Below are 23,120 nucleotides of genomic sequence, written 5' to 3' on the forward strand. Positions count from 1 at the left end.
GAATCAAAAGTTCAATAGCTCAGCCCGTGGTGTTGTAACCAGTACAGCCAGGGTTCTACAGGAGTCGCACATGGGTGTATCCCGTCAGCAGCTGTTCCACCAGTTCTCATCGACCCAGTGGGATGGCTTTCTGAAAGGCGTTGAAAAGGAGGGCCTTAGGGTTGACCAGCAGGGTAATATCGCCCAGACCCCGCACCCGGCCGGCCTGGGCTCAGCTCTGACTAACCCGCGGATAACCACGGACTACTCCGAGGCCCTGCTGGAACTCATCACCCCTGTCTGCGAAAGCACGGAAGAGCTCCTGACCTCCCTGCGGGATATCCATCGCTATGTGCAGTCCCAGTTGGGTGACGAGCTCCTGTGGCCGGCCAGCATGCCTTGTGCACTGGATGGCGACGCCAGTATTCCCATTGCCGAGTACGGCAGTTCCAACATTGGCCAGCTCAAGCACGTCTACCGGCAGGGGCTGGCGGTGAGATACGGGCGGATGATGCAGAGCATTGCCGGAGCACACTATAACCTTTCGTTTCCCGACAGCTTCTGGCAGCTCTGGCAGGAGGCGCTGGAAGATAGCCAGCATCCCCAGGACTTCAAATCCCAGCAGTACTTCTGGCTGATCCGTAATTTCCGTCGCCGAAGCTGGCTGCTGATGCTTTTGTTCGGCGCCTCGCCCGCCCTCGATGCCAGTTTCGTAAAGACGATGCCCCATAATCTGGCGCAGTTTGACGACACCACCTGGTATGGCAAGGCCGCCACGTCCCTGCGCATGGGAGATCTGGGTTATCACAACAATGCCCAGGCCTCCCTGGACATCTGTTTCAACAAACTGAGCACCTACACCGGCACCCTGGCACGGGCCATACACACGCCCTGGCCCCCCTATCAGGCGATCGGTACCAAGCGCGATGGCAAGTTCATCCAGATCAATACCAATATCCTGCAGATCGAGAACGAGTATTACAGCGCGGTCCGACCCAAGCGTAATACCGAGCGGGAAGAGAAACCCATTCAGGCGTTGGAAGCCCGCGGGGTGGAGTATATCGAGGTGCGTTGTCTCGACCTGGACCCGTTTGCGGACGTGGGTATCAGCGAGGCCCAGATCGATTTCCTGGATCTGTTCCTGCTTGACTGCCTGATTTCGGATAGCCCCCTGATCGATGATGAAGAATGTGAGCGCCTGGACCACAACTACAAGGACGTCATTAACCGGGGGCGGGATGCCAGTCTTAACCTCACCATTGCCAGCAGTGACGTACCGGTCCGGGAGGCGGGTCTGGAGTTGGTGGACAGCCTTGAACCCCTGGCGCTCAAGCTCGACCAGTGGCAGGGCCACGAACGCTACCGGAGGGCTCTGGCGGTGCAGCGGTCGAAGCTAATTGACCCCTCGCTGCTGCCGTCAGGGCAGGTGCTCAAGGCCATGGGTGATACTGGCAAGGGCCACCTCCAGTGGACCCTCGAGCAGGCGAGAAAGCATCAGCAGGATCTGCAGAAAGACCATCTGTCCGAGGTTAAACAGCGCGCCTTTGAAGCCATGGCCGAAACCTCCCGCCAGGAACAGCGAGACCTGGAAACCGCTGATACAATGGCGTTTGCGGACTACCTGGCCCATTACCTGGAGAGTTGACATCAGTCTCTGGAGAGTTGACGTCAGGCTCTGCGGACCTGGCGCACAGATCGTGGCACTGCCGCTTGTCACGCTTTGTAACGACTGTTAATTTTTGTTACACGGTGCATCCGGCACCGTCGGCGCGCAACGTGGCGCTGCAGGGTAAGCGGAGGCTGACATGGCCAGGGACATCAAATTGGGCTGGAACGCGGACGCGTTGAACAAGGCTTATCGACAGGGCCTGATGGCGGCCACAATCAATATGTCGCGCGAGCGCTGCCCCTATCGTGGTGACGTGGTAATTGCGGCCTGGGAGGCTGGCTGGGAAGACGGTCGCCAGGTAATAGTGGATAGAGCGGCAGAGGCCGATATTCTCGGGCGCATTGCCTGAATCCGCTACTTACCGCTGCACGACAAAGGATGTGAACAGTACGTCGTCTACTTGCACCTCGAGTTGCTGTTGCGCCAATACCTCATTGATCGCGCTCTTTGCCCTTTCCCGCAGATCCTGCTGCCCGGCAGGTGAGCTGAGCTCATCTACGTCAGTACTGTTACCCATAAGCATGACCAGTTCATGCCTTAACCGGGGCATATGGGCATTCACGGCATCTTCCGCGGCCTCAGAGGAGGTTCGTAGGGTGACATCCGCTTTCAGGTAGGTCAGCTTGTTGTCGGATTTCCCCACATGGGTAATAAAAGCCGGTTTCATATCCACATAAATCGTGGTCTTTGGCGTTGCCTCCCCACCTTCCTCAGCCATTTCCTCATCGGCCTGGGCCAATGCCTGGGGCAGGGTTGCAGGCAGCACCATCAGAGCTGAAGTCAGCACAAAAATGCAAAGGGGGCGTTTCTTCATAGGGTTGCAGTTCTTCAGGGTTTACGGTTAAGTGTGTGCCATTGGAAAACGTGGCAGTGCACAAAGAATAACAGCCCCCGGGTTCTGTTGCAGCTACCATGCCCTGACTGTTCATTCGTAATGAGGAAGCCCTGTTGAGCCGTAGACTTGTCTTTTTCCTGGTGTTTGCCGTGTGTGCAGGATTGCTGGCGGTGGCGTTTTACATGGAGTATGTCATGGGGCTCGAGCCCTGTCCCCTGTGCTGGCTCCAGCGAATAGCCTTCATAGCCGTTGGGGCAGTCAGCCTTTTGGCTGCGTTGCACAATCCACCAGGGTGGGGCGGTCGGGTTTATGGCCTGCTGCTGGCCGTATTCGCCGGTGCTGGCCTGGGAATTGCCGGACGCCAGTTGTGGCTTCAGAGTCTACCCGCCGACCAGGTGCCTGCCTGTGGACCATCCGTTGATTACCTGCTTGAGGTACTGCCCCTGTTTGAAGTTGTGGCGACCGCCCTGCGTGGAACCGGAGACTGCGCCAAAGTTCTCTGGCAGTTCATGGGGCTCAGTATCGCTGGCTGGAGTGCGGTATTTTTTACCCTGATGGTAATAACGGGCCTGGTATTGCTGGCCGGGTACCCGCGCCGCCGTGGCAGTATCAACCGATCCTGATGGCCGGTTCTTTCGAGGTCACATTTTCTTGCCGCCGGGCGGTGGCTTGGGGTAACTTGAGATCACCGTCCAAGAACAATCGTACTGCGCCAGATCGGGAGGCTTCATGTTAGATAATTGCCACAATGCCAAGGAACGTTGGGGTGGCGTAAGTGAATTGATAGACCGCTGGCTCAAAGACCGCCAGCAACTGATTGTCAACTATTGCGAATTGACTGGCGCAGATGCAGGAGCTCCCACTTCGGCCATGCAGGAGAAGTTTATCCAGCTTTGCGAAGTGCTACTTGATTATGTTTCAGCAGGGCACTTTGAGATTTACGAGCAGCTGATCCGGGAAGCAAAAGAATTTGACGACGGTGGCCTGGAGCTGGCTGCACGGATTTACCCGCGTATTGAGCAAACCACCGAAGTGGCGTTGGCGTTTAACGACCAACTGGACGGTTCGCCTTTGACTGAAACCAACGTCAAGGTTCTCTTTGAGAGTCTGTCAAAGCTGGGAGAGAGCCTTGAAACCCGGTTTGAACTGGAAGACTTTCTGATTGAGCACCTGCATAACGTACATGCAGACAAGGTAATGTCCTCAGCCTGATCGGCCTGCCTGTGGGCATTTCACTGCGGATGCCGCACAGGCTGGTTAAAAAGCATCACCCGGAAGTCCGGATGATGCCCGATTGCACTCTTAAGGATTGACTTCGATAAGCTCGACGTCGAACACGAGGGTTTCGTTAGGACCGATTGAGCGGTTGCCGCCGGGTCCGTAAGCAAGATCCGATGGGATGTACAGCTTGTAGCGGCTGCCTTCGTTCATCAGCTGCAGACCTTCAGTCCAGCCAGGAATCACCTGGGACAGCCCGAAGGTTACCGGCTCACCCCGTTCGCGGGAGCTGTCAAACACTTCACCGTCCAGCAATTCACCGGTGTAATGCACCTTGACCTCATCATCCGCCGTAGGTTTCGGTCCGTCGCCTTCCTCAAGAACTTCATACTGAAGCCCGGAAACCGTGGTTTTGACTTCATCCCGTTCAGCATTTTTGCTGAGGAAGGTTTCGCCGGCGGATTTGTTCTCTTCCCCAAGCTTGCTCATCTGTTCCATCTGCTCTGCCTGAAGCTTCTGCTGGTAGCTTTGCAGCGCGGTCTGGATTTCCTCTCTGGTCATACGGGCTTCTTCGCCACCTTCAGTGGCGTGGCGAATGCCTTGCAGAAACTGTTCTACCTCCAGATCAGGCAGATCGCTGAGCATGCGTTCACCCATTACCAGGCCCATGCCGTAGCTGACTTTTTCATCGTCGGTGTCCAGGGCAGGTTCGGCCACCGCCAGTGTGCTTGCAATGCCGCCGCCGATAACAGCGACCACCGCCAGGGCGATCAACGTTTTTTTCATGGATACGTCCTCAACTCGGTTTGCTTTGTCATTGAAGTGCGAAACGTTAACCCGTTTAAAGCCGGGACGCCACTAAAGAAGGCGAAACCGGCCGGCTCGTCGAGCCATAGAGCAGAGGATTTAAGGAGTCAGGAGTCGTTGTGAGACGGACTCTGATCAAGTCGGAAAGGTGCGGTGTACGGGGCCTGCCAGTCGTCGTTGGACTCCCCGGGAATCCTTTGCGAGGGTGTCTCGCCCGCCCAGTCTTCGATTGCCAGGGCATTCCACGGACCTTGGGCCGGCGGCTTGTCCGCATAATGCCAGTTGCCTTCGGTATCCTGCCATTTAAATACGATAGAAGGGCCTTCATCAGTAATAGGCGCAGGAACTTCACCCTCGAACGCGGGTATGGCAGGCTTCTTTTCGGGCTCCAATGGTGTGCTCAGATCAGCATCGGATGTGATGGAGTCGGTATCCGGGTCGTGAATACCGAAGACGATCAGCATCAGCAGCAGACCAAGGGCGGGGAAGGCGAGACGGATCAGCCAGCGCATAATCATAGAAGCTCTCCTTCCATGCTCTTGCGATGCAATTCCAGTCGCCTGCTGAGCGCAAGGATGAGGTGTTCGGTGTGAGGGGTCATGTCTGGGTTTCCCGGCGCCGCATTTCTCAGGTTCTGAGCCAGCAGACGGCTTAAAGTATTGTGATCGGCTAATGCCTTTGACTGCGCAGCAAGTCCATCAAAAGCCAGCGCCAGTTCAACTTGTTCGGCTTCCAGTTCTGCCTGTGCCAGCCTGGATCTCAGGCTGGCACAGGCAGAACTTTTCGGCAGCGCCTGACGCAGGGTCCTGAGTGGCCCTGTCATACCGCTGCGCCAGCGAGCTGAGCCATCGGGCTCCTGCTCGAACCGTTGTCCAAGAGTCGCCAGCCAGCAGGCGCAAAGGATTCTGGTCACGCTCCAGCCATTTTTCTGTAAATTCAGGCAGTGCTCGCGAATACCCTGGTCGCGCCAGATGTCCAGCGCAAAATCCCAGAGAGGAGAATCCAGCACCAGCCCTTGAGCAGAGGGTAGTTCTTGTTCTTCCATGGCGTCCTGACTCCGATCTGTCGTCCGCTCCGTGGCTCCGATCTTTCTGGCAACTTGATGCCCAGCAGGTCGCAGTTATTGATTCAGTATGCCTTCCGACGATAACAGCCGCAGAAGGTTCCCTGTTAGAATGCCTCCATGCTCTCAATAACTGATCTTAGTCTACAACGAGGTGGGGTGTGGTTGCTAGAACGCACCAGCCTGACAATCCAGCCGGGACAGCGGGTGGCGATCGTCGGCGCCAATGGTGCCGGCAAGTCCAGCCTGTTCCAGCTTTTTCTGGGCGGCCTTGCACCGGAACACGGCAATGTTTCGCTGCCAGGCGGCTGCCGTATTGCCCATATGGCCCAGGAAGTAGCGGCGTCCCAGCGCAGTGCCCGGGATTTCGTGCTCGATGGCGATATTGAGTTACGTCGCCTTGAACGGGAACGGGCCCGTTCCGAAGCTGAAGAGGACGATCATACCCTGGCCCGCATCCTCGGCGAACTCGACATCCATGAAGCCTGGTCCGCCTCTCGGCGGGCGGAAGCCCTGATTCGGGGGTTGGGTTTTTCCACCGCCGATGCTGATCGCCCGGTCGCTTCATTTTCCGGCGGTTGGCGTATCCGTCTGAATCTCGCCCAGGCCCTGATGCGCCCTTCTGATCTGCTGTTGCTGGACGAGCCCACCAACCACCTTGATCTGGATGCCTGCCTGTGGCTGGAGAACTGGCTGGCCCGTTATTCCGGCACGCTCCTGTTTATTTCCCACGACCGGGATTTCATGGACCGGGTGGCCACCCAGGTGGTTCATTTCGACCACCGTAAGCTGGTGCCCTATACCGGCAACTACACAGCTTTCGAAAGTCAGCGAAGCGAGCGGCTGGCCCAGCAACAGGCGGGGTACGAGCGACAGCAGGCGCGGGTGGCTGAAATCCAGCGTTTCATTGATCGGTTCAAGGCCCAGGCAACGAAAGCCAGGCAGGCCCAGAGCCGGGTCAAGGCTCTGGAGCGGATGGAGCGTATTGCCCCTGCCCACATTGACTCGCCATTCAGCTTCAGGTTTCCCACTGCAGACAAGGTTTCAAACCCGCTGCTCTCCATCCGCAAAGGTGAGGCCGGCCACGGCGATACGGTCCTGCTGCGGGGCCTCGACCTTACCCTGCTGCCAGGCACACGGGTGGGCCTGCTCGGCCCCAATGGGGCGGGCAAGTCGACGCTTATGGATGCGCTAAGAGATGCCGGCACACTGCTAAATGGCGAAAGAAAAACCGGCGAGCACCTGGCCATCGGCTATTTTGCCCAGCATCAGCTGGAATCGCTGGACCTTGACGCCAGCCCGTTCCTGCATCTGCAGAGGCTGTCCCCCGGGGCTTCCGAGCAGAAGGTGCGAAATTTCCTGGGCGGTTTCAATTTCCATGGCGATGAGGCATTAACCCCCATCCGCCAATTTTCCGGGGGCGAGAAAGCACGGGTAGCGTTGGCCGTCATCGCCTGGCAGAAGCCCAACCTGTTGCTTCTGGATGAGCCCACCAACCACCTGGACCTGGAAATGCGCCAGGCCCTGACCATGGCCCTGCAGGAGTTTGAAGGCGCGATCGTGGTTGTCTCCCACGATCGCCACCTGCTACGTAATACCGTTGACGAGTTCTGGCTGGTCACCGACGGGCGGGTACAGAGCTATGATGGCGATCTGGAAGACTATGAGCGCTGGCTGGCGGAAAGACGCAAGGATGACACGGAGGCGCCTCGTAGAGAGAGCGATGCCAGCGTTTCACGGCACACTGACACCACGGACGTGGCCAGCGAAACCCCGGGAGAGAGCGCCGACGACCGTAAAACGAGAAAGCGGGCGGAAGCAGACCGGCGAAAAAAACTGAGCCCATACCGCAAGCGCCAGAGCAACCTGGAAAGCACCATGGAGGCCCTGCAGAAAGAGGTGGCAGCGGTTGAGGATGCCCTTGCCTTCCCGGACGTCTACGACGACAGCAACCGCGCCCGTCTGCGGGATCTACTGGGCCAGCAGGCCGACCTCAAGCGCAGGCTTTCCGAGGCGGAAGACGAGTGGATGGCTGTGGTAGAGCAGATTGAAGAGCTGGAGTCCGAGGGATTGGTCCAATCCTGATCAGGTATGGACGGTAAGCTTGATGTCCTGCCGGGACAGGTATTCCCGCTCGTTCTCAAGATCTGCCAGAGTCAGTGGGCGGTGATCCAGCCAGTTGTCGGGAAAGTGAATGGCGAGTCTGTTTTCACCGGCCTCCAGCCGGAAGTCGGGAGGACCTTCCTGATTGCGGGGATGCTGCAGCAGGACGGCGAGGCGGACGAGAATGCAAAGATACCTTAATCGGCGCACATCTTCCGGGTCCTGGATGCTCTCGAAAATGACCGGTGAGAACTTCCGTCTGTGGCCCCGCACCAGGGTGGCCAGTTCCTGCTGGAACTGGCGGCTGAAGCCCGGCAGGTCAGAATAGCGGAGCAGGTAGGCCCCGTGTTTGTGGTACTGGCTATGGGAAATGGTCAGGCCGATTTCATGCAGGCGGCAGGCCCAGCGCAGCACATCTTCGTCTGCGGGGGTACGCAGCCTCCAGGCATCGGCTACCTGCTCGTATGCAGCAATTGCAGTTTCCTCAACAGCGTCTGCGTGCCCCTGGTCTACATGGTAGCGTTCCTGCAGGCTCTGGATCGTTCGGTCGCGAACGTCCTCATGCTGGATGCGTCCGGCAATGTCATAGAGCAGGCCCTCCCTGAGGGCGCCGTCGGCGTAGGTCATCTCATCAATGCCCAGAGACTCGAAAGCCGCCATCAGAATCGCAAAGCCGGCCGGGAAAATACTTTGCCGGTCGGCACGGACCCCAAGTTCGCCCAGCCTGTTCACGTTACCCATGTCTGCCAAGCGGCGCCGAAGCTCCCGCATGGCCTGGATGGTAATGCGGCCATCGGTGAGTTTGAGGGCCGTCAGAACACTGGATACAGACTTGATGGAGCCCGATGAGCCAACAGCGCTCTGCCAGCCAAGGGAGCGGAACCGGTGCCGGATATTGAGCAGTTCCTGCGCGCCGTGGGTGACCGCCCTGTCCATCTGCCGGCGACTGATCTTACCATCCGGAAAGTACAGGTTGCGGAAGGACACGCAGCCCATGTGCAGGCTTTCGAGTTCCTGGGCTTCGAACCGTTCCCCGATAATGAACTCAGTGCTGCCTCCACCGATGTCGATGACCAGCCGGCGTCCGATGTCGTCGGAGAGCGTATGTGAAACGCCCAGGTAAATCAGTCGGGCTTCTTCCCGGCCGGCAATAATCTCAACCGGATACCCCAGCACCTCTTCAGCCCGTGCCATAAACTGATGGGCATTTCGGGCAATACGCAGGGCATTGGTACCCACCACCTGAACCGCAGCCGGCGGCATACCGCTCAGTCGCTGGGCAAATCGGCGCAAACAGGCGAGGCCAGATTCCTGGGCTTCTTCCGTAAGGTTGTTGCTGGCATCGAGGCCGGCCCCGAGCTGCACCTTTTCGCCCATTTTTTCCAGGGTACGGATCTCACCGTGGACCAGGCGCGCCACCACCATGTGGAAACTGTTCGAGCCCATATCAATTGCAGCGAGAAATTGCGGCGAGGAGCCATTGGATTCAGCCGTCACGTGTCTTGAAATCCTCTTGTCTGGCCTTATAGTTACCGGAGCGTTCAAGCACGCTATGTCGGTCTATAACCACTGTCAGGCCGATGGGCTGGGTCAGCCGGTCAACAGCTGACGTGGCAGTCACGTACACTGAGCGGTACTATATGCGAAACGGGCTCGCGCGTCAGTATTGTGGAGTTCTCGCTGATCAGTCTTTCGGCGCTGCTATGGCTGGATTGCAGAGGTCGTCGGATCAGCCAGAGTCCCGGCGCCCTAGCTGAACCGGTCCCGAGGTTTCGTGGGCTGCTTCACAGACTGCGCAACAATCGCGTAAAGTGGCGCAAGCGAAAAGCCGCGTGCAGGGTGGCATAGCCTAGTGCAGCTGCCGATAAACGAGTTAGATAAACGAGTTAAATGTGCTCCTCGATCGTGCTTGAATAGGCGACCAAGGATGCCAGAACCAGGAAGAGGCAATGAGCGGAAATATTGTAAACGTAACGGATGCATCGTTTGATCAGGATGTTCTTCAGGCCGATACCCCGGTGCTGGTGGATTACTGGGCCGAATGGTGTGGTCCGTGCAAGATGATCGCGCCGGTGCTGGAAGAAATTGCCGATGAGTACGAAGGCAAACTCAAGGTATGCAAGCTCAATATTGATGAAAATGAGCAGACGCCGCCCAAGTTCAACATCCGCGGGATTCCTACCTTGATGCTGTTCAAGAACGGTAACGTGGATGCCACTAAAGTAGGTGCGCTGTCCAAATCCCAACTCGCGGCCTTCCTCGACAGTAATCTCTGATCCCGTCGCCGGGCTCAACAAACCGGTCGTGGACCTAAGCCACGGGCGGTTTTTTTATGGCTGTATTGGGGGAAGTGGAGTGAGGGTTATCCGGGTGGCGCGGTGCACAGCTCTGCGCTTCGGTGCCCGCTCAATGGGCGGGAAAACCTAATGGTTGTCAGGCGTTTGCCATTGGGCTGTTCTGGCCTGGTCTGAGTCCTTTTGCTCCACCCAGCGTCCGCCGTCAGCGTTCAGTTCTTTTTTCCAGAAAGGTGCGGATGTTTTGAGTGCGTCCATGATGAACTCGCAGGCCGCAAAAGCGTCACTGCGATGACTGCTGGCGATGCCGACGAAAACGATCTGTTCCCCCAGCGCCAGATGTCCAACCCGATGTATCACGCGAGCAGCCTGAATGGACCAGCGCCGGCCTGCCTCGTCGACCAGCCCTTCAATGACCTTTTCGGTCATGCCCGGATAATGTTCTAGAAACAGCCCCTCGACACCGGTCTGGTCACCATAATCCCTTACCAGGCCGACAAAAGTGGCAATGGCGCCCGTGCCGTTCTGCCGCAATGCCTGATACTCTGCCGCCATGTCGAAGTCCGCTTCCTGGATCAGTACCATGTCAGCCTCCTGTGACTGGCGGGAAAAGCGCCACTTCATCCTGGTCCCGAAGTGCCGTGCTGGGCTGGGCCATGGTCTGGTTAACCGCGATCATAACCGGCCGCTCGCCGTTCAGCGCCGACCAGGCCTGATGGGGATCTTGTTCTGCTCTGGCTGCCAGGTGTCGCAGCAGGTCCCCGGCACTGCTACCGTCTGGGAGTATCACGGCCAGTGAGTCGACGCCCAGGTTCTCCCTCAGGCTGGCAAAAAAACGGACGTTAATGGTAAGGGTCGGTGCGCTCATTTCGGTCAGTGTTACCCCAGCAGATCAGAAAAAGAATAGAAATCGACGGTGTCACCCGGGTTCAGACAGCTGTGTTCGGGTACTACCGCGAGGCCGTCGGCCCAGCAGGCGGAGCTTAACATGCCAGAACTCTGGTTGGGGTAAGCAGACACCACCAGTTGGTTCTCAACAATTTCCCTGCGAGCGCGCATGTACTCACGGCGTACTGAGGCTTTGTCTACCTTAAAGCCAACAGGTAGCTTCGTTGCCGGGGGCACCGTCTGGCTGTCGCCCTGACTGCGGCGTATGAACGGGGCGCAAAGCATCAGGCTGCTCACCAGCACGGACGCCGGATTTCCCGGAAGACCGATCACCGGTACGTCGTCAATCGAGCCGAAAGCCAGGGGTTTGCCCGGTTTGATGGCGAGTCGCCAGAGAGACAGCTGGCCCTTGTCCTCAAGCACAGCACGAACATGATCCTCCTCGCCCACTGAAACGCCGCCGCTGGTAATAATCAGATCGGCCTGGCGGGCGGCCCTCGTAAGGGCAGCGACGGTGGCCTCATGAGTGTCCGGTACGGTCTGGGCGGCAACCACCTCGCACCCCAGGCGCTGAAGGATAGCCATCAGGGTGATTCTGTTGGTATTAAAAATGCACCCCGGCTTGTGAGGCTGGCCGGGATCAATAAGCTCGTCACCCGTTGTCAGAATGGCAACTCGCAGACGCCGCCAGACCGGGGTCTGTGCGATTCCCAGTGAGGCAATCAGACCGAGCTCCTGAGGGCGCAGACGACTGCCCTGCTTTAGGGCGATGGTGCCTTTTTGCAGGTCCTGGCCACGGCGGCGTATGTTCTGGCCCGGGAGCACGGGCGTTGTAAAAATAGCCTGGCCTTCTTCTTCAGACACGGTCTCTTGCATGATGACCGCGTCAGCACCCTCGGGTACGGAGGCGCCGGTAAAAATGCGGGCTGCAGTCCCTGGCTGAAGCGGCTCTGGTGCGTGGCCTGCAGGGATACGCGCCGAGATGGGCAGGCGGTCGCCATTTTCAAGGTCAGCGCAGCGAACGGCATAGCCGTCTACAGCACTGTTGTCGGCGTGAGGAATATCGTAACTGGCCTTCAGGTCCTCCGCCAAAATACGTCCGAGGGCCTCATGCAGGTCAGCGGATTCGGCTTCAGCAACAGGGTTTGCCCGCTCCAGCAGATGTTGAAGGGCAGTATCAACGGAGGTGAGCGTGGTCGCAGCCATCAGCGTTTTGCCCGTGTGCCTATGACTTCATCAAGGCGGGCTACGGGGCTGTCGGGCTTACGGAGTAGCAGCCCGCTGAAATTGCAGGGCTTCTGATCGCTGCTCAGCTGATGCTTGAGTATGCCTTCCCAGCCAGTGCGACAAGCCCCGGTTGAGCCAGGTAAACAAAAAATAACGGTATGGTTAGCCATGCCGCCAAAGGCCCGCGACTGCACGGTCGAAGAGCCTATCTCTTCTGCCGAGAGGCGACGGAACTCTTCGCCAAAGCCTTCAATAACCTTGTCCAGCAGCGGGGCGACCGCTTCCGGGGTACTGTCACGTTCAAGCAAGCCGGTGCCGCCCGTAATTAATACCGTGTGCACATCAGGCTCAGCTATCCAGCGCGAAAGAAGTGCACGAATGAGGTAAACATCATCCGGTAGCAGTCGACGTGCGATCAACTTGTGACCAGCGGCCAAAAGGCTGTCTTCCAGGTATTGGCCCGATGAATCCTCTTCCGGCCCGCGGCTGTCGGACACGGTTAGAAGCGCAATGTTCAAAGCTATGGGGGAAGGGCTGGTGGGCATCTGGTCTGAGTACTCCGCATGGTTGAGTTTCCAGCTGATGAGCCGTTGCCCAGTATCCTGTTTGGGGCAAGGGATTGGAAGAGCTGGTATTAACAGGTTTTGTTGCTATAATGATCGGCGATCGGCTCTTCCAAGTACTTGACATTTACCAATGTCTTGATGAAAGATCGATATGTTCTTTAAAGGCTGCCATTCCTCCAGCCTCTGGCATATGCAGTCATTATCCAGATTGTACATGCCGGCAGAGGACCAATCGGTCTTGAGGAATATCAGTGCCCGGCCGGTTTCACCCTTAACCGTACCTCTTGATTCGAGTGTTCGTTATTCTCGTCATATAGGGTAAGGTTACGGCCAGAGACTGATCAAGCGTTCTGTCGGCGCCCGCCCGGCAGTACCTGTCCCAACGTAAGACAAGCACCTTTTGCAAGACACGCTCAGGGATCGCCCCTGTCTACTCAAACCCTGTTTACTTCCATTCTTGATTATCCAATAACTTATGAATCTTACTGAACTTAAGCAGAAGACCGTCCCCGAACTGCTAGATATCGCGCAGGAAATGGGTCTTGATAACCTGGCCCGCTCGCGCAAACAGGATGTGATATTCGCCATCCTGAAGAAGCACGCCAAGAGCGGCGAAGATATTTACGGAGACGGGGTGCTGGAAATTCTGCAGGATGGCTTCGGCTTTCTGCGTTCCGCCGACGCCTCCTACCTGGCAGGACCTGACGACATTTACGTGTCGCCCAGTCAGATCCGCCGGTTTAACCTGCGGACCGGCGATACGGTCTCCGGTAAGATTCGGCCGCCGAAAGACGGCGAACGTTATTTTGCCCTGTTGAAGGTCAATGAAATCAACTTCGACAAGCCCGATAACGCCCGTAACAAGATTCTGTTTGAAAACCTCACCCCGCTGTTTCCCGACGAGCGTCTAGGCCTCGAAGCTGGCAATGGCAGTACCGAGGACCTGTCTTCCCGGGTGCTGGACCTGGTGGCTCCCATTGGCAAGGGCCAGCGCGGCCTGATCGTCTCACCACCAAAGGCCGGTAAGACGCTTTTGATGCAGACCATTGCCCAAGCGATCACCCGTAACAGCCCGGAATGTCATGTCATGGTGCTGCTGATCGACGAGCGTCCGGAAGAAGTGACCGAAATGCAGCGTACGGTTCGCGGCGAAGTCATCGCCTCCACCTTCGACGAGCCGCCGGCACGCCATGTCCAGGTTGCCGAGATGGTGATCGAGAAAGCCAAGCGCCTGGTCGAGCACAAGAAAGACGTGGTCATTCTGCTGGATTCCATTACTCGTCTGGCCCGTGCCTACAACACCGTGATCCCATCCTCGGGTAAAGTACTCACAGGTGGTGTTGATGCCCACGCTCTGGAAAAACCCAAGCGTTTCTTCGGCGCAGCCCGTAACGTCGAGGAAGGCGGCAGCCTGACCATCCTGGCAACCGCTCTGGTAGACACCGGCTCCAAGATGGACGAAGTGATTTACGAGGAGTTCAAGGGCACCGGTAACATGGAGATCCACCTGGATCGCCGCATTGCCGAGAAACGTGTTTACCCGGCTATCAACATTCGCCGGTCGGGCACCCGCAGGGAAGACCTGCTGATGGCTGAAGCGGATATCCAGAGAGTGTGGATTCTGCGCAAGCTGCTGCATTCCATGGACGACGATACCGCGGCACTCGAGTTCCTGCTCGACAAGCTCCGCGAAACCAAGACCAATGATGAGTTCTTCCTGTCCATGAAGCGCCGTTGATGGCTGCGCCGGTCCGATGACCGCTTTCGGCGGGGCATGAATGTGCCCCGCTGGCATCCGCTTTACTATTTTCCCCGTAAACGTCTCCCTGACACGCCAACACAGGGCACGCCATGAACTACAGCGACTTGCGCGATTTCATCGACCAGCTTGAAAAGCAGGGCGAACTGAAACGTATCCGTGTGGAAGTAGACCCCTACCTGGAAATGACCGAAATCTGTGACCGGACGCTTCGTGCCGGCGGTCCAGCGCTGCTGTTCGAAAACCCCAAGGGCTACGACATGCCTGTGCTGGCGAACCTGTTCGGAACACCAAAACGCGTGGCCATGGGCATGGGGCAGGACGATGTCGCCAGCCTGAGGGACGTGGGCAAGTTGCTGGCTTTTCTGAAGGAGCCGGATCCGCCGAAAGGCTTCCGCGATGCCCTGGAAAAGTTTCCGGTATTTCGCAAAGTTATGAAGATGAGCCCCAAGGTTCTGCGTTCGGCTCCCTGTCAGGACGTCGTGATCGAAAAGGCAGACGTTGATCTCGGGCGGATTCCTGTACAGCACTGCTGGCCGGGTGATGCGGGTCCCCTTGTGACCTGGCCCCTGGTGATTACCCGTGGGCCCCATAAGGAGCGTCAGAATCTGGGCATATACCGCCAGCAGGTTATCGGGCCCAATCGCCTCATCATGCGTTGGCTGAGCCATCGTGGCGGTGCTCTGGATTACCTTGAGTGGCAAAAGGCACATCCTGGCGAGCCCTTTCCCATTGCGGTGGCCCTGGGCGCAGACCCTGCCACTATATTGGGTGCCGTCACACCGGTGCCGGATTCCCTGTCGGAATATGCATTTGCCGGACTGCTCAGGGGCGCCCGTACAGAACTGGTCAAGGCCGGCCTAAGCGATCTGCAGGTGCCGGCAAGCGCCGAAATTGTTCTGGAAGGCTTCATATATCCGGACGACACGGCACCGGAAGGGCCATTCGGGGACCACACCGGCTACTACAATGAAGTTGAGCAGTTTCCGGTGTTTACCGTGGAGCGTATGACTCACCGACGCAATCCTATCTATCACAGTACCTATACCGGTCGGCCACCGGATGAGCCGGCGATTCTTGGGGTGGCGCTCAACGAGGTGTTCATTCCCATTCTTCAGAAACAGTTTCCGGAGATTGTAGATTTTTACCTGCCGCCGGAAGGCTGCTCGTATCGGCTGGCCATTGTCACCATGAAAAAACAGTACCCCGGCCACGCCAAGCGGGTGATGATGGGAGTGTGGTCTTTTCTGCGCCAGTTCATGTACACCAAATTCGTGATTGTAACCGATGACGACGTCAATGCCCGGGACTGGAAAGACGTGATCTGGGCGATGACGACCCGCATGGACCCTGCCAGGGACACAGTTCTGGTGGAAAACACCCCGATCGATTACCTGGATTTCGCGTCGCCAGTAGCCGGGCTTGGTTCTAAAATGGGACTTGATGCCACCAACAAGTGGCCCGGCGAAACAACCCGGGAATGGGGAACGCCCATCACCATGACGGCTGACGTGAAACAGAGGGTGGATGAGATCTGGGACCAGTTGGGCCTTGAACTTCCGCCCGCGCACCCCGATTAATAGGGCTCATGGGCCATGGCTAAGTCTGCGGAGAAGGACGTCGCTTTTCGGGTCCGGTTGCAGCCGTCCGGGCTCGCCTTCCTGGCAGACCCTGAGGCCGACCTGCTGACTGCTGCCGGCAAAGCGGGGATTGCGGTGCCGTCGGCCTGCCGGAATGGCGTTTGTGAGCTTTGCGAGGCCAACCTGAGCAAGGGCTCGGCCCTGAATACCCGTAACCAGAAGACAATAACCGATACTGGCCGCCTGATGCTTTGCCGTACCCGGGCCGTTAGTGACCTTGAACTGGAGATTGAGGCCGTTATGGCAGCTGGAGAGAACAAGCCCCGGAAGTTTCAGGCCCATGTGGCCGACCTGCGGTCCATTAGCCATGACGTATACCGGGTGGAGCTTCAACTGCCGCGCCGTCGCGAGCTGGATTTTCACGCCGGCCAGTATCTATCTGTGGTACTGCCGGACGCCGAGCCCTGTTATTTTTCCATCGCCAGCAGTCCCCGGGCCGAGCGCCTTGAGCTCCACATACAGGCTACGCCGGACTGGGTCTCCGCCCAGCGTGTGATTGATGCGCTCAAGTCGGGGGAACAGGTGACCCTGGAGCTGCCCAACGGCCGGGCATGTCTGGCGTCAGCGCCGGAAAAGCCCCTTCTGATGGTGGCGGCCGGCACCGGGTTTGCTCAGATGAAAAGCGTTGTGGATTATCTTCAGGAGCTCGATCACCGCCACCCCGTCACCCTGTTCTGGGGGGTACGGCGGCACGAGGATATGTACCTGCGATCCCTGGCCCAGCAGTGGCATGAGGAGTGGGTTCCGTTTACCTTCGTGCCGGTGGTGGCGGATGATGAAGACAGCGACTGGTCAGGACACCATGATCGGCTGGTACGGACCGTACTGGCGTCTACTGAGAACTGGCGGAACGTGGAGGTCATGGCCAGCGGCTCGCCGACCATGGTTTACACTCTTCTGGACGCACTGGTCGAAGCCGGACTTCCACCCCGGGCATTCCATTCCGACGTGCTGGAATACGCCCCGAGGCACTGACCCGCGTTCAGGCCTTGGGCATGGGTAGATCAGGCAGGCCGCTGTCTTTCACCAGACCCTGCATCAGAAGCTTCACGCTGGTCTGGTCTTCGCCCATGTGGGCATTCAGCCGGCTCAGTTCCGCTATAGTTTCACGGCTTCGTTTCAGTCTCAGGCTGGTTTCGAAATACTCCCGCGCCTTGCCCCAGAGTTCATTACGCAGACTCAGCCTGCCCAGTGCGAGCAAAAGCTCTGGGTTGTTGGGCCGGTCCTGGAGCCAGCGCTCCGCAACGAGTAGTTGCTCATCCGGCTTCAGGCCTCTAAGGCGTCCGTACAGATTCACCAGTTCATCACTCCAGTGATTTCGCAGGACTTTGCGAACCAGGGTTTCGGCCTGGGCTTCGTCACCCAGAGCCGCCAGCAGGCGGGCGTATTCGTGAATGGTGTGGTTGTCTTTGCGCATGGCGCCTGGAAGCTCGTCCCATAAACGGGTAAGCGGTTCCAGACTGATGCCTCCCTCTGACTGACGGCGACATTCTTCCGCTGCCTGATGCAGGAGGTGATGCCAGGTTGTCCTTTCGAGTTGCTGAAGCTCATCCTTGTCAATCAGTTCCCGCTTGCGCATCTCGGGCAGCAGTTTCGACAGTTCGCGCCAGTCTTCCAGGCGCACGTAGGTATTTTTCAACAGCTTCAACACGAACGGATGCTGGGGTGCCTGCTTGCGGAGACGGATCAGTGTGGCCAGGGCCTGTTCTAGGCGATTGCCCGCCAGTTGCAGTTGTGCCTGGGTAATACCGACCGCCATATCAGAACCGGGGGTGCTCTCGAATGCCTTGCGCAGGAGTTCGTCCACAGCTTTATGATCGCCGGCCTCAAACGCCGCCTGGGCAGCGGCCAGGTAGTTGATCAAAGGCGTGTCGGCCTGGTTTGCAGAAGCTTCCAAAAGTTTGCGGGCACGGGGCCAGTTACCCTCGGCCAGGGCAAGAAGACCCTGGGTGGTACGACGCCTTGCCCGTCGTTCGTTGCCACGGGATAGCCAGCCGGTGAGGGCGCCTGCACCGTGGCTGAAACGCCGTACCAGGCCAAACACAAGCAGGATCAGGCCGATCAGCAGAAGCAGGGCCCCGAGCCCAACCCAGAAATTGGTCTCGATCAGGTAATGGCCGAGACTGATGCGGATATACCCGAGATCGTATTGCAGGCCAAGGCTCAGGCCAGCGCCAATCAGAAGTGCGATCAGAATAATAAGGAGCAGTCGAATCATGAGTCTGCGTCCTGGTCAGTGGCACCGGAGTCCTGGCTCCCATTCTGTTGTTCTGCAGATTCACCCTGGTTCTCATCCTGGTTCCCGCTGTCTGAGCCGCCGGCGTCGTTCAGCCTGCCTTCAAGTCTGGCTTTGAGCAGATTGAGGGACTTGCTGATATCCGGTAGTTCCGGCGAGATGTTCTTTTCGCTCAACTCACTGAGGGTGGACTGTAAAGCACGGACACGTTCGTCGCTTTCGTCATACCAGGTCCCCAGACTCTCCCGGGCCTTGGCCAGGGCACGTTCGTAAAGCATCTGGTCGCCGCCCAGAAGAGCCAGTTCGGCTTCCTCCAGCATCAACTGGATATTGAGTCTGGCGTAGGCGCTTTGCTCCGGTGATAGCATGGGACGTGCGGGCTCATCCAGCCTTCGGATGACCACCATGCTGGCCAGGGTTTCCCGGGTTTGGTGCCAGGCCCGTTTCAGCATGTTGTCGTCGGTTTCTTTGGCATCCGCCGCTTCCGGCTCAGGGGCCTCTCTGTCACCAGGAAGCGCGCTGTCTGTCAGGTTCTGAACGGTCTCTATCGCAGCTTCCAGTTGCAGGTACAGGCCGGTCCGGTCGACGTCGGCTATGGACTTGAGCGCCATGATTTCCCGGGCCAGTTGCTGACGGACAGGGTAGACGCCCACATCGTCCGTTTCGGCCAATACCTCGTCGGCGGATTTCAGCACCGCCAGGGCACCCTCGTAGTCTTTTTCTATCAACAGGCGCTGGTTGGCGATGCGCAGAAGATATTCCGCTTCCGCCAGCAACCAGTCGGTCCGGGTCCGGTCGCCGGTTTCCAGCAGTTCACGCGCATTGTGATCAATCTGGCGCTGCTGGGTGGCGAGCATTTCCCGCTGTTCCGCCAGTCTGTTCTCCAGGGACTGCAGGCGCTGGGACTGCTGGTTACCGCTCTGACTGTAGTTGTTCTCCAGGCGTTCGGTGGTTTCGGTCACATCAGTCAGTTTCTGCTCCAGGGACTGCTGCTCTTGCCATTGCAGCCAGCCCCAGAACGCGACCGCCACACTCAGCGCCAGCGCAATGATAACCAGTAGCCATAGGGGCCAGGTACGAACGGGTTTGGGATTGGGCTGAGCAACCTTGGCAGGCAGTTGCGAATTGGTGTCAGTCACAGGCGTCCTTATCTGGATTTTTTAGTCAGACTGTTGAGCACGGTCAGTGTTGGTCAGATGGCGGGCAATGCATTCGGCAATCGCCTCATCCGCCAGGTGCTCAGGTGTGCACACTCTTTGAAAGCCGGCGGCGCGGGCCTGTTGTGCTATGCGCTCGACGGGCACCACCAGCAATCGCTTTTTTAGATTATGGTCGCTATTCTCACCTAGCGCGATGAGATTGTTCAATGTTTCCCCCGACAGCGCAACGATAGCGTGGGGAGAAAAGCCGCCAAGGTGGCCAAAAAGTTCGCTGGCCGACAAGGCTGGGCAGTGGCGCTCATACAGGGGGAGTTCAGCAACACTGGCGCCGCGCTGATTCAATGTGTCCCGAATCAGTTCCCGCCCGTGAGCACCACGGGCCAGCAATACCCGTTGTTGCTCGACCTGCTGCAAGGCAGGCAGTGCCAGCAGGTCTTCACTGGTAAACCCCCGGGCCGGCTTGAGCGGAGAGAGCCCCGCGGCTTCAAGGACGGCACTGGTACCGGAGCCGACCCCGTACCAGTTTAGACCAACCGGAAACTGTGGCCACCACGGGTCGATCCGGGCGAGCAGCAGCCGTGCAGCATGGGGGCTGACAGCAATCACATGCTGGAATTGATCCAGGTTCTGTACAAGCCCTCTCTGGGCTGCCGTTTCGGACAGATCACGGCGCTCGATCAGGGACATTACCCGAGCCGTAGCGCCAGCCCTGGCCAGCGATTGTTGTAACCGCTGGGCTTCTGGCCGGGGCCGACAGACCAGGACCCGGCAGCCTGCAAGCGGGCCTTCAGGTAGGGGTGTGGCCATAGATCTCAGCCAGTACCCGGTCTGCTCCCATGGCCAGAAGTTCTTCCGCCAGTTTGCGGCCGAGTTCTTCACCTTCAGCCCGGGACGCGCGGCCTTCCACCCGGAACACCTCAGTGCCGTCGACTGCGCCCACCAGGCCCCTGAGCCAGAGCGTGTCGTCGTCTTCGAGCAGGGCATAGGCGGCGATAGGAACCTGGCAGCCGCCCTGTAGCCGCTTGTTCAAGGCGCGTTCGGCCTTGACTCGATCGGAAGAGTCCCGATGATCCAGAGAGCCCAGCATGTCGATGAGCTCCTGATCGTCGAGACGACACTCGATGCCCAGGGCGCCCTGGCCAACAGCGGGCAGGGAGATGGTGTCGGGCATGGCGTAGCGAATGCGTTCGTCGAATCCCAGCCGTTTCAGGCCCGAGCTTGCCAGCACAATAGCATCGAATTCGCCCGCATCGAGCTTGCCCAGGCGGGTATTAACATTGCCGCGCAGTGTTCGGATCCGGAGGTCCGGCCGGTAGGCCCGCAGCTGGCATTCGCGGCGCAGGCTGGCCGTGCCGACGACGGCACCCTGTGGCAGGGCATCGACGTTGGCGTAGTGGTTGCTGACGAAGGCATCGGTAGGGTCTTCTCGCTCACAGATGGCCACCAGGCCTAGCCCTTCCGGAAAGGTCATCGGAACGTCTTTCATCGAATGCACCGCCAGATCAGCGCGACCGTCGAGCATGGCTTCCTCAAGCTCCTTGACGAACAGCGCTTTACCGCCGATCTTGGCCAGAGGTACATCAAGGATCTTGTCGCCCTGGGTCTTGATGCCCACAAGCTCAACCGTAATGTCGCTGTCCATGCGCTCAAGTTCGGATTTAATGTGTTCTGCCTGCCAGAGGGCAAGAGCGCTTCTTCGGGTGGCTATACGCAGGGTTCGTTTTGACATGGTTTACTAGCTGGCCAGATTGAAAATGTAAGGCCCCAAGCCTAACCCCTGGCGAACAAAAAGTCCCGTTTCACCGGCAGCCACAGCGCTAACTCTGACTCAATTTGTTGCGAACGTCGGTCGTATGCCGGCGGCTCACGGGAAGCTCAATGTGGCCTGGACGCAGACGCAAGGAATAGGTCCCGTCGGGTCCCCGGGCAAGGGCCTGAATATGGCGGATGCCGGCCAGGGTCTGCCGGTGAATGCGCAGCAGGTGCTCCGGGTAGGCGCTTTCCAGTTCTTTTAGGGTGAAGTCGGTGACGGTTTCGCCGTGTGCGTGATGGATGGTGACGCATTTCTGATCGGCCTGGCAGTAGCGGATGCTGGCCATTTCGATCAGTTCCGTGCCGCGGTGGGTGCGGACAGCCAGTTGCGAGGCAGAGCCCGCCTCCCGCGCCTGAAGCGCCAGTAATTGCACCCGATTTATGCGACCGGCCCGAGCCAGGCCTTCCGCCAATGCTTCCTTGCGCACTGGCTTGAGAAGGTAGGCCACCGCCTGGACCTCAAAGGCCGTTATGGCGTAGTGGTCGTAGGCCGTGCAGAAAATGACCGCGGGAGGGTGGGTAAGCCGGTTGAGCTTTTCTGCCACCTCCATGCCGTCCATGCCAGGCATGCGTATATCGAGCAGCACGATGTCCGGCTCAAGTTCAGCGACCTGGTGCAGGGCCTGGTCGCCATCACTGGCTTCGCCACAGGTCTGGTAGCCGGGAATCTGATCCACCAGGCGACGGATACGGTCCCGGGCCAGGGGCTCATCATCGGCAATCAGGATTCGCTGGGTCTCGGCCTGAATCATGGCTGTCTGGCTCCACTACCCACTGTACCCACTGTCTGGCGCGGCAGGCGCAGAGTCACGGTATAAATATCGTTGTGCTGGCTGTTCTTCAGCACGGCTGTGTCCCCAAACAGCGCCCACAAACGGGCCTGAATGTTGTCAAGCGCCATACGGTTGCCCTCGTGGTGGATCTGGTCCTCCTTGGGGCGGGGGTTCTGAACCATCAGGTAGACAAACGCACCCTTCTGATAACCCTCAATCCGTACCCTACCGCCTTCGGGTCTTGGCTGAATACCATGATAGATTGCATTCTCCACCAGGGGTTGCAGGGTCAGCGGCGGAATCGCCTGTCTTGCCAGCGCAGGGTCAACCTGCCACTCAACGGTCAGCCGTTTCTCAAGACGCAGCCCCTCGATGACCAGATACCGTTCGCACAGGGACAACTCTTCACTCAGCGGCACCAGCCGGTCCTGGGTCCGGAGACTGGCGCGGAAAAGTTCGGACAGGTCCAGCACAGCCTCCTCTGCCTGCTCGGGCCGGGTTGCGATGAGGCTGGCGATGGTGTTCATGCTATTGAACAGGAAATGAGGGTGGATCCTCGCCTGCAACGCCGTCAGCCGCGCCTGCATTTCAGCCTGACGCTGCTGCTGCCACTGGTGCTGGAGAAAGAAGTAGCGCAGCACCATCAGTGTAATGATCAGCGCCAGCAACACGTTGCGCCCCACCGCCTGCCATTGGACGGTGCTGGTCTGCGGGTTCAGCACCTGGTCGGCAAAGAGGCTGAACACCAGTACATCCAGCAGCACAACGACAGTAACCAGCGCCGTGACGCGAACCACGCTCAGGTGCTGGATGCGTCGACGCAGGGCGCAGATGATGGCCGCGCTGGTCAGCACGGTCCACTGGGTGAACAGCGACAGCAGACCGAAGTAATGCCAGTCTATCCAGCCGGACTGGGCCCGGATAACCGCAAGCACCAGCACCATCAGCTCACTGGTGACCAGCAGCATAAAAACGGCGCGGACGCGACACAGGTCGGGTACGAAAAACTCTTCGCCGGACATTTCGCGGCGGATTTTACGACTGCCCGTGCTCATGCGGGTGAGAGTCTCCCAGAGAGTGTTATAATCCCG

24 protein-coding genes are annotated in these 23,120 nt (G+C 58.5%); 9 read left to right on the top strand and 15 right to left on the bottom strand.

Translation table 11 applies throughout. The features are described from left to right. Positions 1-70 precede the first annotated feature (70 nt). Both gshA and rmf read left to right on the top strand, forming a co-directional pair. Positions 71-1,624, top strand: coding sequence for a glutamate--cysteine ligase (gene gshA / locus G7W63_RS19395; RefSeq protein WP_166262223.1), 1,554 nt, complete (start codon positions 71-73; stop codon positions 1,622-1,624). A gap of 160 nt (positions 1,625-1,784) precedes the next feature. After that, positions 1,785-1,997, top strand: coding sequence for a ribosome modulation factor (rmf, locus tag G7W63_RS19400; RefSeq protein ID WP_166262225.1), 213 nt, complete (start codon positions 1,785-1,787; stop codon positions 1,995-1,997). Positions 1,998-2,006: 9 nt separating this feature from the next. On the opposite strand, the gene G7W63_RS19405 is transcribed toward rmf, so the two are convergent. Further along, entirely contained in the window at positions 2,007-2,462 is a 456-nt protein-coding gene (locus G7W63_RS19405; RefSeq protein WP_166262227.1) for a flagellar basal body-associated FliL family protein, read from the bottom strand. Between the two features lie 134 nt (positions 2,463-2,596). Between G7W63_RS19405 and G7W63_RS19410 the strand changes: the two genes are divergently transcribed. Together G7W63_RS19410 and rsd are read left to right on the top strand one after the other, a co-directional pair. Then, the gene (locus G7W63_RS19410) at positions 2,597-3,106 is read left to right on the top strand and encodes a disulfide bond formation protein B (RefSeq protein ID WP_166262229.1); all 510 of its coding nucleotides are present in this window, start codon (positions 2,597-2,599) and stop codon (positions 3,104-3,106) included. Positions 3,107-3,212: 106 nt separating this feature from the next. Next, positions 3,213-3,695 (top strand): sigma D regulator, encoded by a 483-nt coding sequence (gene rsd / locus G7W63_RS19415; protein WP_166262231.1) that lies wholly within the window; start codon positions 3,213-3,215, stop codon positions 3,693-3,695. A gap of 90 nt (positions 3,696-3,785) precedes the next feature. Here rsd and bamJ read toward each other — a convergent pair whose 3' ends face one another. The 3 genes from bamJ to G7W63_RS19430 all read right to left on the bottom strand — a co-directional run bounded on the left by bamJ (position 3,786) and on the right by G7W63_RS19430 (position 5,553). Continuing rightward, complete coding sequence (bamJ, locus tag G7W63_RS19420) at positions 3,786-4,487, bottom strand: BamJ family beta-barrel-assembly machinery protein (protein ID WP_166262233.1); 702 nt, start codon at positions 4,485-4,487, stop codon at positions 3,786-3,788. 128 nt (positions 4,488-4,615) lie between these two features. Then, on the bottom strand, positions 4,616-5,026 hold the full coding sequence (locus tag G7W63_RS19425; protein WP_166262235.1) for a DUF4124 domain-containing protein: 411 nt from the start codon (positions 5,024-5,026) through the stop codon (positions 4,616-4,618). Then, complete coding sequence (locus G7W63_RS19430) at positions 5,023-5,553, bottom strand: TIGR02444 family protein (protein ID WP_166262237.1); 531 nt, start codon at positions 5,551-5,553, stop codon at positions 5,023-5,025. Before G7W63_RS19430 ends, G7W63_RS19425 begins: the two co-directional genes overlap by 4 nt. A gap of 138 nt (positions 5,554-5,691) precedes the next feature. On the opposite strand from G7W63_RS19430, the gene G7W63_RS19435 reads away from it, so the two are divergent. Then, positions 5,692-7,656, top strand: a complete 1,965-nt coding sequence (locus tag G7W63_RS19435) for an ATP-binding cassette domain-containing protein (protein WP_166262239.1) — start codon at positions 5,692-5,694, stop codon at positions 7,654-7,656. Here the strand turns inward: G7W63_RS19435 and ppx are convergent, their stop codons facing one another. Then, a complete protein-coding gene (gene ppx / locus G7W63_RS19440) occupies positions 7,657-9,171 on the bottom strand; it encodes an exopolyphosphatase (protein WP_278185435.1) in 1,515 nt (504 codons plus the stop codon). A 452-nt stretch (positions 9,172-9,623) separates the two neighbouring features. Between ppx and trxA the strand changes: the two genes are divergently transcribed. Then, the gene (gene trxA, locus G7W63_RS19445; RefSeq protein WP_166262241.1) at positions 9,624-9,950 is read left to right on the top strand and encodes a thioredoxin TrxA; all 327 of its coding nucleotides are present in this window, start codon (positions 9,624-9,626) and stop codon (positions 9,948-9,950) included. Positions 9,951-10,097: 147 nt separating this feature from the next. On the opposite strand, the gene G7W63_RS19450 is transcribed toward trxA, so the two are convergent. From G7W63_RS19450 to moaB, 4 genes are read right to left on the bottom strand one after another with little or no spacing between them, the layout of a single operon-like run. Further along, positions 10,098-10,553, bottom strand: coding sequence for a molybdenum cofactor biosynthesis protein MoaE (locus tag G7W63_RS19450; RefSeq protein WP_166262243.1), 456 nt, complete (start codon positions 10,551-10,553; stop codon positions 10,098-10,100). Position 10,554: 1 nt separating this feature from the next. Further along, positions 10,555-10,836 carry a molybdopterin converting factor subunit 1 gene (moaD, locus tag G7W63_RS19455; RefSeq protein ID WP_166262245.1) on the bottom strand — a complete coding sequence of 94 codons (282 nt, stop codon included), beginning with the start codon at positions 10,834-10,836 and terminating at the stop codon, positions 10,555-10,557. A gap of 11 nt (positions 10,837-10,847) precedes the next feature. Beyond that, positions 10,848-12,062 carry a molybdopterin molybdotransferase MoeA gene (locus tag G7W63_RS19460; RefSeq protein ID WP_166262247.1) on the bottom strand — a complete coding sequence of 405 codons (1,215 nt, stop codon included), beginning with the start codon at positions 12,060-12,062 and terminating at the stop codon, positions 10,848-10,850. Then, a complete protein-coding gene (gene moaB, locus G7W63_RS19465) occupies positions 12,062-12,628 on the bottom strand; it encodes a molybdenum cofactor biosynthesis protein B (protein ID WP_166262249.1) in 567 nt (188 codons plus the stop codon). Before moaB ends, G7W63_RS19460 begins: the two co-directional genes overlap by 1 nt. Positions 12,629-13,124: 496 nt before the next feature. Between moaB and rho the strand changes: the two genes are divergently transcribed. From rho to G7W63_RS19480, 3 genes are all read left to right on the top strand, one after another. Continuing rightward, on the top strand, positions 13,125-14,387 hold the full coding sequence (gene rho / locus G7W63_RS19470) for a transcription termination factor Rho (RefSeq protein WP_166262251.1): 1,263 nt from the start codon (positions 13,125-13,127) through the stop codon (positions 14,385-14,387). Positions 14,388-14,500: 113 nt separating this feature from the next. Next, positions 14,501-15,988 carry a 4-hydroxy-3-polyprenylbenzoate decarboxylase gene (ubiD, locus tag G7W63_RS19475; RefSeq protein ID WP_166262253.1) on the top strand — a complete coding sequence of 496 codons (1,488 nt, stop codon included), beginning with the start codon at positions 14,501-14,503 and terminating at the stop codon, positions 15,986-15,988. Between the two features lie 15 nt (positions 15,989-16,003). Continuing rightward, on the top strand, positions 16,004-17,023 hold the full coding sequence (locus tag G7W63_RS19480) for a 2Fe-2S iron-sulfur cluster-binding protein (RefSeq protein ID WP_166262255.1): 1,020 nt from the start codon (positions 16,004-16,006) through the stop codon (positions 17,021-17,023). A gap of 7 nt (positions 17,024-17,030) precedes the next feature. On the opposite strand, the gene G7W63_RS19485 is transcribed toward G7W63_RS19480, so the two are convergent. The 6 genes from G7W63_RS19485 to G7W63_RS19510 all read right to left on the bottom strand — a co-directional run bounded on the left by G7W63_RS19485 (position 17,031) and on the right by G7W63_RS19510 (position 23,084). Next, positions 17,031-18,266, bottom strand: a complete 1,236-nt coding sequence (locus tag G7W63_RS19485; RefSeq protein ID WP_166262257.1) for a heme biosynthesis HemY N-terminal domain-containing protein — start codon at positions 18,264-18,266, stop codon at positions 17,031-17,033. Next, positions 18,263-19,423 carry a uroporphyrinogen-III C-methyltransferase gene (locus tag G7W63_RS19490; RefSeq protein ID WP_166262259.1) on the bottom strand — a complete coding sequence of 387 codons (1,161 nt, stop codon included), beginning with the start codon at positions 19,421-19,423 and terminating at the stop codon, positions 18,263-18,265. Before G7W63_RS19490 ends, G7W63_RS19485 begins: the two co-directional genes overlap by 4 nt. A 21-nt stretch (positions 19,424-19,444) precedes the next feature. Continuing rightward, positions 19,445-20,251: a uroporphyrinogen-III synthase gene (locus G7W63_RS19495; protein WP_166262261.1), complete on the bottom strand. Its 807-nt coding sequence runs from the start codon at positions 20,249-20,251 to the stop codon at positions 19,445-19,447. Further along, on the bottom strand, positions 20,232-21,173 hold the full coding sequence (gene hemC / locus G7W63_RS19500) for a hydroxymethylbilane synthase (protein ID WP_166262263.1): 942 nt from the start codon (positions 21,171-21,173) through the stop codon (positions 20,232-20,234). The genes G7W63_RS19495 and hemC overlap by 20 nt, the downstream gene beginning before the upstream one ends. An 88-nt stretch (positions 21,174-21,261) precedes the next feature. After that, positions 21,262-22,008 (bottom strand): LytR/AlgR family response regulator transcription factor, encoded by a 747-nt coding sequence (locus G7W63_RS19505; RefSeq protein WP_166262265.1) that lies wholly within the window; start codon positions 22,006-22,008, stop codon positions 21,262-21,264. Then, positions 22,005-23,084 carry a sensor histidine kinase gene (locus G7W63_RS19510; protein WP_242634497.1) on the bottom strand — a complete coding sequence of 360 codons (1,080 nt, stop codon included), beginning with the start codon at positions 23,082-23,084 and terminating at the stop codon, positions 22,005-22,007. The genes G7W63_RS19505 and G7W63_RS19510 overlap by 4 nt, the downstream gene beginning before the upstream one ends. Positions 23,085-23,120 lie beyond the last annotated feature (36 nt).

This window comes from Marinobacter salicampi, assembly GCF_011074795.1.
In the GTDB taxonomy this organism is placed as follows: Bacteria; Pseudomonadota; Gammaproteobacteria; order Pseudomonadales; family Oleiphilaceae; genus Marinobacter; species Marinobacter salicampi.

Coding starts and splice junctions, on each gene's coding strand:
- moaD (WP_166262245.1), bottom strand. CDS start 10,836: ATGAGCGCACCGACCCTTACCATTAACGTCCGTTTTTTTGCCAGCCTG.
- G7W63_RS19510 (WP_242634497.1), bottom strand. CDS start 23,084: ATGAGCACGGGCAGTCGTAAAATCCGCCGCGAAATGTCCGGCGAAGAG.
- G7W63_RS19460 (WP_166262247.1), bottom strand. CDS start 12,062: ATGGCTGCGACCACGCTCACCTCCGTTGATACTGCCCTTCAACATCTG.
- G7W63_RS19425 (WP_166262235.1), bottom strand. CDS start 5,026: ATGATTATGCGCTGGCTGATCCGTCTCGCCTTCCCCGCCCTTGGTCTG.
- hemC (WP_166262263.1), bottom strand. CDS start 21,173: ATGTCAAAACGAACCCTGCGTATAGCCACCCGAAGAAGCGCTCTTGCC.
- trxA (WP_166262241.1), top strand. CDS start 9,624: ATGAGCGGAAATATTGTAAACGTAACGGATGCATCGTTTGATCAGGAT.
- rsd (WP_166262231.1), top strand. CDS start 3,213: ATGTTAGATAATTGCCACAATGCCAAGGAACGTTGGGGTGGCGTAAGT.
- G7W63_RS19405 (WP_166262227.1), bottom strand. CDS start 2,462: ATGAAGAAACGCCCCCTTTGCATTTTTGTGCTGACTTCAGCTCTGATG.
- G7W63_RS19430 (WP_166262237.1), bottom strand. CDS start 5,553: ATGGAAGAACAAGAACTACCCTCTGCTCAAGGGCTGGTGCTGGATTCT.
- moaB (WP_166262249.1), bottom strand. CDS start 12,628: ATGCCCACCAGCCCTTCCCCCATAGCTTTGAACATTGCGCTTCTAACC.
- G7W63_RS19435 (WP_166262239.1), top strand. CDS start 5,692: ATGCTCTCAATAACTGATCTTAGTCTACAACGAGGTGGGGTGTGGTTG.
- G7W63_RS19480 (WP_166262255.1), top strand. CDS start 16,004: ATGGCTAAGTCTGCGGAGAAGGACGTCGCTTTTCGGGTCCGGTTGCAG.
- G7W63_RS19495 (WP_166262261.1), bottom strand. CDS start 20,251: ATGGCCACACCCCTACCTGAAGGCCCGCTTGCAGGCTGCCGGGTCCTG.
- ubiD (WP_166262253.1), top strand. CDS start 14,501: ATGAACTACAGCGACTTGCGCGATTTCATCGACCAGCTTGAAAAGCAG.
- gshA (WP_166262223.1), top strand. CDS start 71: ATGGGTGTATCCCGTCAGCAGCTGTTCCACCAGTTCTCATCGACCCAG.
- rmf (WP_166262225.1), top strand. CDS start 1,785: ATGGCCAGGGACATCAAATTGGGCTGGAACGCGGACGCGTTGAACAAG.
- G7W63_RS19505 (WP_166262265.1), bottom strand. CDS start 22,008: ATGATTCAGGCCGAGACCCAGCGAATCCTGATTGCCGATGATGAGCCC.
- bamJ (WP_166262233.1), bottom strand. CDS start 4,487: ATGAAAAAAACGTTGATCGCCCTGGCGGTGGTCGCTGTTATCGGCGGC.
- G7W63_RS19450 (WP_166262243.1), bottom strand. CDS start 10,553: ATGGTACTGATCCAGGAAGCGGACTTCGACATGGCGGCAGAGTATCAG.
- G7W63_RS19485 (WP_166262257.1), bottom strand. CDS start 18,266: ATGATTCGACTGCTCCTTATTATTCTGATCGCACTTCTGATTGGCGCT.
- rho (WP_166262251.1), top strand. CDS start 13,125: ATGAATCTTACTGAACTTAAGCAGAAGACCGTCCCCGAACTGCTAGAT.